The organism is Faecalibacillus intestinalis (assembly GCF_003024685.1).
GTDB lineage: Bacteria > Bacillota_I > Bacilli_A > Erysipelotrichales > Coprobacillaceae > Faecalibacillus > Faecalibacillus intestinalis.
In genome coordinates this window covers 111,549-123,190 of the sequence record NZ_PYLQ01000005.1, presented here as the reverse complement: position 1 = coordinate 123,190, position 11,642 = coordinate 111,549, and the positions used below count along the sequence as shown (strand labels likewise).

The following is an 11,642-nucleotide window of genomic DNA, read 5'->3' as shown; positions in this document are numbered from 1 at the left end:
GAATATGTTGATAAAATAAAAAAAGAAAGAGAGAGGAAAAATTATGACAAAAAAAGATTATGCAGGACTAGCTGCAAACATTTTAATGTTAGTCGGTGGTGCAGAGAATATTTCGTTTTGTGAACATTGTATGACACGTTTGCGTTTTAATGTCAAAGATCGAAGTTTGGTCAGAGATGAAGAATTAAATGAATTAGATGGTACTAATGGAAGATTGTGGGTTGGAGAACAATTGCAAATTATTATTGGTACAGCAGTAAATGGAGTTTATGACGAAGTTTGTAAACAAGGAAATTTTATTGCTAGTGATGCTATTAATGAAAATTTAGATGTACCTAAGAAAAAAAAGAATATTAAAGACGTTTTTAAAAATATTTTAACAACTATGACAGAGTGTATTGTTCCTTGTTTAGGAGCGTTTATTGCAATGGGGATGTTCGCTGCAATTACTTCGATAATTGGACCTACTTGTTTAAATTTGGTTAGTACAAAATCAAGTATTTACAATTATTTAACAATTGCACAAAATGCTATCACATTTTTCGCTCCAGTACTTATTGCTTATACTTCGTCAAAAAAATTTGGATGTTCACCAATATTTGCATTAGTACTAATTTGTATTCAGTTAAGTTCTGATTGGATGACAGGAGTAAGTGAAGGAACTTTAAATATATTTGGAGCAGCTCCAATGGCAATTACATTAAATACTCAAATTATTCCTGTTATTATCGAAATTTGGCTATTGTCAAAAATTGAAAAGATATTAAATAGATTTATTCCTGATATGTTCAAATTTGTTTTTGTAGGAATTTTAGAATTGTTAATTTGTTTACCGATTTGTTTATACGTTATTACACCGTTAGGAACTTCATTAGGATATGTTATTGCTTCACCTATTCAAATGTTAGAATCTGTATCTCCAGTACTTGTAGCATTTATTGTTTCTGGATTATATGAATTATTTGTTGCATTTGGATTACATCAAGCATTAGGCGCAATTTTTGTTATGGATCTTTTTACAGCGGGTGTAAACTATTCGTTACTTCCTGCTCAATTTGCTAGTCAATTTTTGATTGTTGCAGTAACAGATTTAGCGATTTCTTTTAAGTCAAAAAATAAAAAAACAAAATTAACTTGTAGAGAATGTGCAATTTCTGCCATTGTTGGTGGAGTAATGGAACCAAGTATATTTGGTATATATATGAAAAATTTCAAATTGATGTTAGCTCCATGTTTAGGTATGGCAATAGCAGGAGGAATACATCGTATGCTTAACGTAGGTGTATATGCTCTATCATCATCAAATTTTATTGGTTGGACTGCGCTATTATCCGGTGGAGTTAATAACTTGGTACGTTCATTTCCAGGTACTATTGTTGGTTGCATAGTTGCATTTGTTGTTACATTTATTTTATATGGAGAAAAAAATTTAGAAAATAGTTAGGAGATATTAATATGAAATTTCCCAAAGAATTTTTATGGGGCTCAGATATCGCTGCTTCTCAATGTGAGGGCGGGTGGAATCTAGATGGAAAAACCCCTATTGCATCAGATTATGGAACTGTTGGTTCGCAATCTGGGATGCGCATGAAAACATATGTGGATGATAATGGAAATCAGGGATTATATCCTTTTTTTGCTACATTACCATCTAATTACCATTATGATATGCATGATAATTATTATTATATTAACCATAATGCTGTAGATTTTTATCATCGATACAAAGAAGATATTGCCTTATTTGGTGAAATGGGATTAAAAACATTGAATTTATCTATTTCATGGGCAAGGATATTCCCTAAAGGATATGAAAATGGGGTTAATAAAAAGGGCGTTGAATTCTATTATAACGTATTAAAAGAATGTAAAAAGTATGATATTGAACCTTTAGTAACTTTACATAAATATGATATCCCTGTTTATTTAGAAGAAAAATTTGGTGGATGGAGTAATCGTCAAATGATTGAGGAATTCTATCAATTTGCAAAGGTGTGTTTTAAAGAATATAAAGATTTGGTCAGATATTGGGTGACATTTAATGAAATTAATTCTTTAGCAATACCTTCATTTTTACCATATGATTTGCCAAGAGAAGTATCACAAAATAATTTTAGTCAATTGCATTACCAATTAGTTGCAAGTGCAAAAGTTGTAAAACTTGCACATGATATTAATTCTTTAAATCAAGTAGGATGTATGTTTAGTTCGTTGGCATATTATCCTTTAACATGTGATCCTAAGGATGTTTTAATAAGTCAGGAAACATTTAGAAATATGTGTTACTACACAACAGATGTTCAAGTTCGTGGTCAATATCCATACTATGCTCAAAATATTTGGAATAAGTTGGGTATTACTTTAGATATAAAACAACAAGATGAAAGAGACTTATTGGACGGAAAGGTTGATTTTATTGCTTTTTCTTATTATATGAGTAACTGTATAACAGTTCATAAAGTTGATGAAGATATGGCAAAAGGTAACTTATCAATTGGCAATAGGAATCCATATTTACAATATAGCGAATGGGATTGGGCAATGGATCCAGATGGTTTAAAATATGTATTACATGAGTTATATGGGCGCTATCAAATGCCTCTATTAATTATTGAAAATGGATTGGGCGCAACAGACGTATTGACCAATGACTATAAAATTCATGATGTTTATCGTATTGATTATTTAAGACAACATATAAATTCTATGAAACAAGCAATTACTGAAGGAGTAAATGTGATTGGATATACTACTTGGAGCGCTATTGATCTTGTTTCTGCATCAAGTGGTCAAATTACTAAACGATACGGTTTTATCTATGTAGATATGGATGATGAAGGAAATGGTACGTTTAATCGTTATAAAAAAGACTCATTTTATTGGTATAAAAAAGTCATAGAAAGTAACGGAGAAGATTTGAGCTAATATGGAAAAATTATTATGTCCAAGTATGATGTGTGCAAATTTTGCATCACTAAAAAAAGAAATAAAAGATTTAGAAGAAGGAGGAATCGATATCTTCCATCTAGATGTTATGGATGGAAGCTTCGTTCCTAACTTTGGAATGGGATTACAAGATATCGAATATATCTGTAAGACAGCAATAAAACCATGCGATGTTCATTTGATGATTGAAAATCCATCTAAATATGTTGAGAAATTTGCAAGTTTAGGAGCAAAAATTATCTATATTCATCCTGAAATTGATCCACATGCTTGTAGAACTTTACAAATGATCAAAGATGCCGGGGCAAAAGCAGGAATAGCCATCAATCCAGGAACATCTTTTGAAACAGTCAAAGACTTATTACATCTATGTGACTATGTCATGTTGATGAGTGTCAATCCAGGATTTGCAGGGCAAAAGTATTTAGATTTTGTTACACCAAAATTCAAAAAGTTTGTCGATGAAGCAAAGAATTATGGTGGATATGATGTCATGATTGATGGGGCATGTTCTCCAGAAAAAATCGAAATGTTATCAAAGATAGGTGTTAAAGGATTTATTCTAGGAACAAGCGCTTTATTTGGAAAAGATAAAAGTTATCAAGAAATTATAAAAGAATTAAGAGGTTTATAAAAAATGAAAATTGGAATCGGAAATGATCATGTAGCAGTAGAATACAAAAAAGAAATCAAAAAATATATCGAAGAAAAATATGGCTATGAAGTAATTAACTATGGAACTGATAGCACAGAAAGATTTAATTATCCTATATCTGGTGAAGCGGTAGCAAATGCAGTTGTCAGTGGAGAAGTTGATAAAGGGATTGTTATTTGTGGAACAGGTGTAGGAATTTCATTAGCAGCTAATAAGGTCAATGGTATTCGTTGTGTAACTTGTAGTGAACCTTATAGTGCACTTCTATCAAGACAACATAACAATACAAATATGTTAGCTTTTGGAGCAAGAGTTGTTGGAATTGAACTTGCAAAAATGATTGTTGATGCATGGTTATCAGGTGAATACGAAGGTGGAAGACATCAAGTACGTATTGATATGTTAAAAGAGATTGAAGAAAAACAAAAATAGAAGGGTTAAAGAATTATACCAACTAAATTTTCTCATTATTATTCATTTTTATTGTTTGGTATAATTCTTTTAATGGTTTTGTTTTTATAAAATGAGGAATTATTGGATACTGTTAATGTAGATTGTCGTTTTATAAAAGAATTATTTTATTGTAAAGAAGATCAACTTTATACAACTGCTGCACTTATAAATGGAAAAGTGAACTTTTTAAGATAAATCTCATGTTAAAGTTTATGATGGCTATGATTTTATGTTTGATGATTGTATGATGAATTGTGTATGCATAATTGCTATATGGTATAACTGGGATCATCATTAGTCAAAAAACTCATTATTAAAAGGGAAAGCAGATTTACGTGAAAAACTTCAATTCCTTCTTCTATAAGAATGAAAGAACTTGCTGAAATTAATCTAGAAACTAGAAAAGATAACCATTATTTATATTTAATTAGCGCCTAATCAGTTTATAGAATTTTTTCAAAGCTAAGAAGGTAACATGTTGCTTTTAATCAAAGAATTGGTTATTCTCATTTTTCACTCCTTGTAGATGATATTTACCAAACTCGTCAAGATTTATTAAAAGTAGGTGGTACTTTAATGGATTTGAGTCTTTATAATTTGCATTATGTAATGGGATTATTTGGTAAACTGGTAGAAGCAAAATATTATAGTAACATCGAAAAAATATTGATACAAGTGGACTTTTAGTTTTAAAATATCCATCATTTATTGCTTGTTGCGTTGGGGTAAAGGATAGTCATGGTATGTATGGTGGTATGATTCAAGGTACAAAAGGGTATATTAAATCAACATTACCACCTAATATAGTTGGTGAAGTTATTCTTCATTTAAATGATGGAATTGAAGAAAAATTTGATAATAGCTGGAAAGATTAATACCAGAATTTAAAGAATTTATTCGAGCAATTAATAGTAATGATTTAAATTATTGTTATGAACAGTTAGAAAAGAGTATTGCTGTATGCGATGTCCAAACAAAGGCAAGAATAGATGCTCGAGTTATTTTTCCAAATGATTAAAGAAAATTTATAAGGATAGAGAGTTAATTTTCTATCCTTTTGTTTTAAAAAGAAATTTTATTAGATTTATTATTTAATTTGTAGTGCATTTGTATTTTTTTTAATAAGGTCTATAATTAAGTATAGACAAGAGTTATTTTTTTAAGTAGTACAAAAATCTGATGGATAGGTTATTACAATTTTATCAAGAACAAATTCATTTTTTAATTTAGAAAGAAAGTGTTGCATATGGTATATGTATTGATTTAACAGATAATACAATGTTAGCTAAAGTTGATCAAAATTTAAATTTAATCTTTTTTGATGATCAAAAAATCAAATATGACAGTTGGTTAAAAACACATATTTATCAACATATTCCTTACATAGATGAAGTTAATGAATTACAAGATATTTTACAAAGAAGTCATTTACTGAAACAATATCAATCAAATCAAGCATATCAATGTATCCAACATTATTTTTTATGGAATCAATGTATTCAACATTGTAAATTAAATGTTCATGTTTTTAAAAATCCAATTAATAATCATATACAAGCATATATGTTTTGGCGTAATAATACAGAAGAATATATAGATGAACAAATAAAAAATGTACTTTATAAAAATGATTATCAAGCAATTGCACTCATTGATATATTACATCAAAATGTTTATTTAAGATTAAATCATGCAACAAAAGAAATAAAAGAAAACAATTATATTGATTATCAAAAAGTTATTGATTTAGTTACTCAAAATCAAATAGCTCCTAAATATAGAAAACAATTTATTAAAAATACATCATTAAAAAACTTAGAAGAGAATATGAAATATTTAGGATATTATTCCTTTAAAGTTTTTGATTTAGAAAATAAAGTAGTACATTATTCATATTATTGGTTTGATCAAAAAAAGAAATTATGCTTTGTGTTGTTGATGATATGACAAGAGAATTAGAAATAGATTCTGTTACAGAAACTTATACAAGAGAAGGCTTTTTTAGAAGAACAAATGAAATTATTAAAAGAAATACACAACAGGAATTTGCGATTATGTATTTAAATCTTGTTGATTTTAAAATTATTAATGATTTATATGGGTATGAAATAGGAGATATGATTTTAAATGATTTAGTTGTTCAATTACAAAATTCATTTTTAAAACCTATTTTAGTTGCAAGAATGGTTGCTGATCAATTTACATTATTAATTAATAAACGAAACTTAGATTATGAAAAACTGATAAAGTATTTACATTTTACATATCATTATGAATCAATTACACTGGATATTTATGGAAGATGTGGTATTTATCTTATTCCGCACGAAACAACACTTAATATTTCAGATATGTGTGATCGTGCTAAACTTGCTAAAAATTATATTTCTAATCGTTATTTAAAACCATATGCTGTTTATAATGAAAAAATGAAAAGTGACCATGAAGAAAGAAGTATGTCACTTATTCAATTAGATGAAGCAATCAAAAACAAAGAATTTCAAGTTTATTATCAACCAATCTATGATGCTCAAACAGAAAAAATTGTTTCGGCCGAAGCCCTTGTAAGATGGCATTCACCAACAAATGGAGTGATTCTACCAAGTAAGTTTATTCCTGCTTTGGAAGAAAGTGGATATATCACTATATTAGATACATATGTTTATCAAAGTGTTCAAGAGTTTTTGGAAAAGGAATGTCAAGATATACCTATTAAGATTTCTATGAATTTATCAAGAATGGATTTAATGAACCAAAACATTATGAATCTTATTTTAGAAAATGAAAGAAACCAACATATTAATTATGAAGTAACAGAATCAGCTTATTCTTCATTATCAGTAAATGCGAATGATTTTTTATCAACATTGCATCAAAGAGGAAATATGATTTTGATGGATGATTTTGGTAGTGGTGTTTCATCATTAAGTACAATTCGTGATTTTGAATTTGATATTATTAAAATTGATATGGGATTTGTGCGTAATATCGGTTATAGCCAAAGTAATGATAGTATTCTTGCTTCATTAATTGAAATGATTCATCGTTTAGAAATGAAGGTTGTTGCTGAAGGGGTCGAAACAAAAGAACAACTAGATTTTCTAAAAGAGCATGGTTGTGATTTTATACAAGGATTTTATTTTTCAAAACCACTTATTAAAAATGATTTTAAAAAATTAATTTCAAACTAAAAAACAGGTTCTAATTGAACCTGTTTTTAAATAGAATTTTGATGAACATAATTTGTAATCTCACCAAGATTGATTTCTTTGAGCTTTTGTTTGTATTGATTCTCTGCAGCATTTAAATGATTCATAATGATATCTTCGGTATGATGTATATTTAAAGCAGGATCAAAGACTTTATCAACAAGATGCGTTGTTTCAATAAAAGTTTCCTTGCCTTCAATTGCTTCAAAAATATCTAAAAATGATATATCATTCATTTTTTTATTTAAAATAAAACCACCTAATTTACTTGCCTTAGAAGTAATAAGACCAGCAACGACCAATTGTCTTGTTACTTTCTTTAAATATGAATCAGAAACATCTAGCTTTTTACTAAGTTCATGACTTTTTAATGGCCCTTCACTTGTTCCAATAAGTAATAAAATACAAATTGCTTGTTCAAAACTTTTTCTTATTCTCATTGTAATCCCTTCCCTTTTTTTATTATAGCTAATTTTTTATATTTTGTATGTAAGAATATTGACAAATATATTGAAAAAATTATAATACTCTATAGACATTATATATCTATGGATGTAAAATGTCTATAGAAGATAGAAAGAAGGATATTTATGATTAAGCAAGAGTGGAAAAACATTTTAAAAAATCATTGGATTCAAATTGTTTTAGTTGCTCTTATTCTTATTCCTAGTATTTACACTGTTGTCTTCCTTGGATCTATGTGGGATCCATATGGTAACAGTGGAGATCTTCCTGTCGCTGTCGTGAATAAAGATAAGGCAGTTGAATACAACGATAAGAAATTAGACGTTGGTGATCAATTAGTCAAAAAATTAAAAGACAACGATTCATTAGATTTCCATTTTGTAAATTCAAAAGAAGCAAATAAGGGTCTAAAAGATGGTGACTATTATATGGTCATTACAATTCCAAGTAATTTTTCAAAGAATGCAACAACTTTGTTGGATAAAAATCCTAAAAAGATGGTTTTAAATTATACAACAAATCCAGGTACAAACTATGTTGCATCAAAAATGGATGATTCAGCAATCGCAAAAATTAAAGCTGAAGTTTCAGCTTCAGTAACAAAAACATATGCTGAAACAATCTTTACTTCAATTGGAACAATGTCAGATGGATTTGCTGAAGCCAGCGATGGTACTCAACAATTATCTGATGGTATGACTCAATTAGAAGATGGTAACAAAACAATTAGTGATAACTTAAAAGTATTAGCAAGTAGTTCTTTAACATTTAAAGATGGTACAAATACTTTAACTAAAGGTTTAAAAGATTACACAAATGGTGTCGTTACAGTAAATAATGGTATTTACCAATTAAAAACAGGTGTTGGTACTTTAGGTAGTGCTACTCCTACATTAGCTAGTGGTGTAAGTGATTTAAATACTGGCGCTCAAGCATTAAATAAAGGTGTTAGTGATTATACAGCAGGTGTAAGTCAAGCATTAGCTGGTGCGAATCAATTGGTTGAAAATAACACAGCATTAAATGCAGGTGTTAAAGCATTAGGTGAAGGTGCTGAAAAATTAGTTGTAGGAAATCAACAAGTAGTTGATGGTGTAAAAAAATTACAAGAAAATCTTGAAACTTCCAAAAAAACTATGGCAGCAAGTCAAGATTCATTGACTCAATTATCTGATGGAAAAACATCATTAGATAATTATGCTACATTAATTAAAACATTAAATGCAAGTGGTGATGCTAAAAAACAAGGAATTGCTAGTAAATTATTAACTAGTGGAATGTCAAGAGCAGAAATCGATGCTTATGGTTTAACAAAATATTTCCCTGTAGATAAATATAAAGACGGTGTAGCTTCATATATGGATTCGGTTGCTACTTATACAACAGGTGCATCTACAGCAATTAATACATTATCTAGTTCAACTAAATCAAGTTTAAATGATTTAGATGCAGCTCTTAATGGTGGAACTTTAACAGATGGTACAAAAGTTCCTACAGGATTAGTAAGTGGAACTCAAACAGTCCAAGCTGGATTAAATGAAGTGAATGCAAAAGTTAATGGTGGTAAATATGTAACTGTTGACAATGATGGAAATATTAAACAAGTAACTGTTGATTCTAAAGATGCTTTAGTTGCAGGTGTTCAAGCTTATACAGCTGGTGTGGATAGTTTACAAAAAGGTTTAACACAAATTGCTGATAACAATACAGCTTTAACAAGTGGTGCTACTGCTTTAGCTGATGGTACTTCAAAATTAAACAGTAATGTTCCTGAATTAACTAAAGGAATTACAGCTTTAACAAGTGGTGTTGATCAATTGGCTACAGGTACTTCAACATTAGTAAGTAATAATGCTACATTAATGAATGGTGCTAATCAATTATCTGATGGTGCTGGTCAAATTAGTGATGGTGCTAGTAAGTTGGCTGCTGGTTCTGATACTTTAGGTGATGGAATTAAGAGTGCAGCTGATGGTGTAACTACTTTAAATGGTGCATTAAAATCTGGTGCAGAAGAAAGTAAGATTGATTCAACAGATAAAACTACTGATATGGTAGCTACTCCTGTTGAAACAAGTCATAAAGAAATTTCTAAAGTTGAAAATAACGGTCATGCAATGGCTCCTTATATGATGTCAGTTGGTTTATATGTAACATGCTTAGCATTTGCTTTAATGTATCCAATTAGACATGGTATTAAAAAAGCTGAAAATGCATGGAAATATTGGGCAAGTAAAGCAACTGTTATGTATACAGTTTCTACATTAGCAGCTATCGTAATGGTTACTGCTTTAAGATTAATTAATGGATTTGAACCTGTTAATTTAGGTTTAACATACTTACTTGCAATTCTCGTATCAGCGGCATTTATGTCACTCGTTATGTTGTTAAGTTTAACAACTGGATTTATTGGTGACTTCTTATTACTTGTATTCATGATTGTTAACTTAGGTGGTTCAGCTGGTACTTATCCATTAGATACAGGTCCAGCTATCTACAAAGCTATTCATAAATTTGTACCATATACTTATAGTGTAGATGGATTTAGAAAAACAATTAGTATGACAGCTCCTTCAATTTCAGTTGAAATTGCAGTATTTGCAGGAATCTTAATAGTATGTTCATTATTAACAGTTGTTTACTTCAAATATAAAAACAAAGAAGATAAACATGCAATTCCTCAAATGTTTGAAGAAGTAAATTCAACAAAAGCTGAATAGTATAAAGGAATCCTAGAAATAGGGTTCTTTTTTATATGTAGTTCAAACTAAAAGTAAAAAATCTTTTGTGAATAATTTAACAAAATGATAAAATAAAGGTAGGAGGATGAATCTATGGAAATTAAAAATGTTGTTGTTATTGGTGGAGGCGTTTTAGGAAGTCAAATTGCTTATCAAGCAGCTTATTGTGGTTTTGATGTAACGATTTGGCTTAGAAGTGAAGGAAGTATAGGAAGATGTCAGCCTAAATTAGATCATTTAAAAGAGGTTTATCATGCTACGATTACTTTAATGGATAGCGATAAAGGAAAGACACCTCAAAATTGGGCCATGGGTATTAGTGATTATGAAGATTTTGATAAAGAACAATGTTTAGAAAAAGCTAATAAGGCCTATGAAAATATTAAATTAGAATTAGATTTACAAAAAGCAGTCAGTGATGCCGATTTAATTATTGAATCAATGGCTGAAAATGTAGAACAAAAAATAGATATTTATAAAAAAATGGCAGATTTATTACCTGAAAAGACAGTTATCGTTACGAATTCATCTACATTATTACCATCGAAGTTCGCTAAATATACAAAACGTCCAGAAAAATATTTATCATTACATTTTGCAAATAGTATTTGGAAAAATAATATGACAGAAGTCATGGCACAAAAACAAACGGATCAAAAATATTTTGATTTGATTATGGATTTTGCTAAAGAAATACGTATGATTCCTTTACCAGTGCGTAAAGAAAAATCAGGATATTTATTAAATTCTATGCTTGTTCCTTTATTATTTTCAGGAATGGATCTTTATGTAAATGGTATAAGTGATCCTGAAAGTATTGATAAAGCTTGGACACTTGGTACAGGTGCTCCTAAAGGACCTTTCCAAATATTAGATACAGTAGGACTTACAACTGCATATAATATTGTTTCTATGTATTTGAAGGTTCCATCATTTTTAGCTCCTTATAATTTTAAAGGTATGGCTAAGATGTTAAAGAAATATATTGATGAAGGAAAACTTGGTATGTCTTCAGGAGAAGGTTTCTATAAATATTAGAAGAATCGTTTTGATTCTTCTTTTTTTGTCAAAATGAGAATATTAAGTAGATTATTGGAATGAAATTTCCAAGTTTTTTATTTTTTTAACAAAAAAAGAAGAAAAAAGTAAAAAAATAAACGATATATATAGCAG

10 protein-coding genes are annotated in these 11,642 nt (G+C 29.1%); 9 read left to right on the top strand and 1 reads right to left on the bottom strand.

The annotated features are described in order from the left end of the window. Window positions 1–43 precede the first annotated feature (43 nt). The 7 genes from C7U54_RS05610 (at window position 44) to C7U54_RS05585 (ending at window position 7,245) form a co-directional block, all read left to right on the top strand. Complete coding sequence (locus C7U54_RS05610; protein WP_107029588.1) at window positions 44–1,444, top strand: PTS transporter subunit EIIC; 1,401 nt, start codon at window positions 44–46, stop codon at window positions 1,442–1,444. 11 nt (window positions 1,445–1,455) lie between these two features. Continuing rightward, entirely contained in the window at window positions 1,456–2,925 is a 1,470-nt protein-coding gene (locus C7U54_RS05605) for a glycoside hydrolase family 1 protein (RefSeq protein WP_107029587.1), read from the top strand. Window position 2,926: 1 nt separating this feature from the next. Continuing rightward, on the top strand, window positions 2,927–3,580 hold the full coding sequence (gene rpe / locus C7U54_RS05600) for a ribulose-phosphate 3-epimerase (RefSeq protein WP_107029586.1): 654 nt from the start codon (window positions 2,927–2,929) through the stop codon (window positions 3,578–3,580). A 3-nt stretch (window positions 3,581–3,583) separates the two neighbouring features. After that, window positions 3,584–4,033 (top strand): ribose 5-phosphate isomerase B, encoded by a 450-nt coding sequence (gene rpiB / locus C7U54_RS05595; RefSeq protein WP_107029585.1) that lies wholly within the window; start codon window positions 3,584–3,586, stop codon window positions 4,031–4,033. Window positions 4,034–4,797: 764 nt separating this feature from the next. Beyond that, the gene (locus C7U54_RS15400; protein WP_256179700.1) at window positions 4,798–4,929 is read left to right on the top strand and encodes a hypothetical protein; all 132 of its coding nucleotides are present in this window, start codon (window positions 4,798–4,800) and stop codon (window positions 4,927–4,929) included. Between the two features lie 403 nt (window positions 4,930–5,332). Then, window positions 5,333–6,001, top strand: coding sequence for a hypothetical protein (locus C7U54_RS05590; RefSeq protein WP_107029584.1), 669 nt, complete (start codon window positions 5,333–5,335; stop codon window positions 5,999–6,001). After that, window positions 5,977–7,245, top strand: coding sequence for a GGDEF domain-containing phosphodiesterase (locus C7U54_RS05585; RefSeq protein WP_107029583.1), 1,269 nt, complete (start codon window positions 5,977–5,979; stop codon window positions 7,243–7,245). The genes C7U54_RS05590 and C7U54_RS05585 overlap by 25 nt, the downstream gene beginning before the upstream one ends. Before the next feature lie 26 nt (window positions 7,246–7,271). Here C7U54_RS05585 and C7U54_RS05580 read toward each other — a convergent pair whose 3' ends face one another. Continuing rightward, the gene (locus C7U54_RS05580; RefSeq protein WP_107029582.1) at window positions 7,272–7,703 is read right to left on the bottom strand and encodes an Rrf2 family transcriptional regulator; all 432 of its coding nucleotides are present in this window, start codon (window positions 7,701–7,703) and stop codon (window positions 7,272–7,274) included. Between the two features lie 150 nt (window positions 7,704–7,853). On the opposite strand from C7U54_RS05580, the gene C7U54_RS05575 reads away from it, so the two are divergent. Further along, on the top strand, window positions 7,854–10,448 hold the full coding sequence (locus C7U54_RS05575) for a YhgE/Pip domain-containing protein (protein ID WP_107029581.1): 2,595 nt from the start codon (window positions 7,854–7,856) through the stop codon (window positions 10,446–10,448). Between the two features lie 114 nt (window positions 10,449–10,562). Then, complete coding sequence (locus tag C7U54_RS05570) at window positions 10,563–11,507, top strand: 3-hydroxyacyl-CoA dehydrogenase (RefSeq protein WP_107029580.1); 945 nt, start codon at window positions 10,563–10,565, stop codon at window positions 11,505–11,507. The last annotated feature ends 135 nt before the right edge of the window (window positions 11,508–11,642 follow it).

What these genes read in the sequence shown, in the direction of transcription:
- C7U54_RS05585 (WP_107029583.1), top strand. Translation starts at nt 5,977, where the DNA reads ATGCTTTGTGTTGTTGATGATATGACAAGAGAATTAGAAATAGATTCT.
- C7U54_RS05570 (WP_107029580.1), top strand. Translation starts at nt 10,563, where the DNA reads ATGGAAATTAAAAATGTTGTTGTTATTGGTGGAGGCGTTTTAGGAAGT.
- C7U54_RS15400 (WP_256179700.1), top strand. Translation starts at nt 4,798, where the DNA reads ATGTATGGTGGTATGATTCAAGGTACAAAAGGGTATATTAAATCAACA.
- C7U54_RS05580 (WP_107029582.1), bottom strand. Translation starts at nt 7,703, where the DNA reads ATGAGAATAAGAAAAAGTTTTGAACAAGCAATTTGTATTTTATTACTT.
- rpe (WP_107029586.1), top strand. Translation starts at nt 2,927, where the DNA reads ATGGAAAAATTATTATGTCCAAGTATGATGTGTGCAAATTTTGCATCA.
- C7U54_RS05605 (WP_107029587.1), top strand. Translation starts at nt 1,456, where the DNA reads ATGAAATTTCCCAAAGAATTTTTATGGGGCTCAGATATCGCTGCTTCT.
- rpiB (WP_107029585.1), top strand. Translation starts at nt 3,584, where the DNA reads ATGAAAATTGGAATCGGAAATGATCATGTAGCAGTAGAATACAAAAAA.
- C7U54_RS05610 (WP_107029588.1), top strand. Translation starts at nt 44, where the DNA reads ATGACAAAAAAAGATTATGCAGGACTAGCTGCAAACATTTTAATGTTA.
- C7U54_RS05590 (WP_107029584.1), top strand. Translation starts at nt 5,333, where the DNA reads ATGTTAGCTAAAGTTGATCAAAATTTAAATTTAATCTTTTTTGATGAT.
- C7U54_RS05575 (WP_107029581.1), top strand. Translation starts at nt 7,854, where the DNA reads ATGATTAAGCAAGAGTGGAAAAACATTTTAAAAAATCATTGGATTCAA.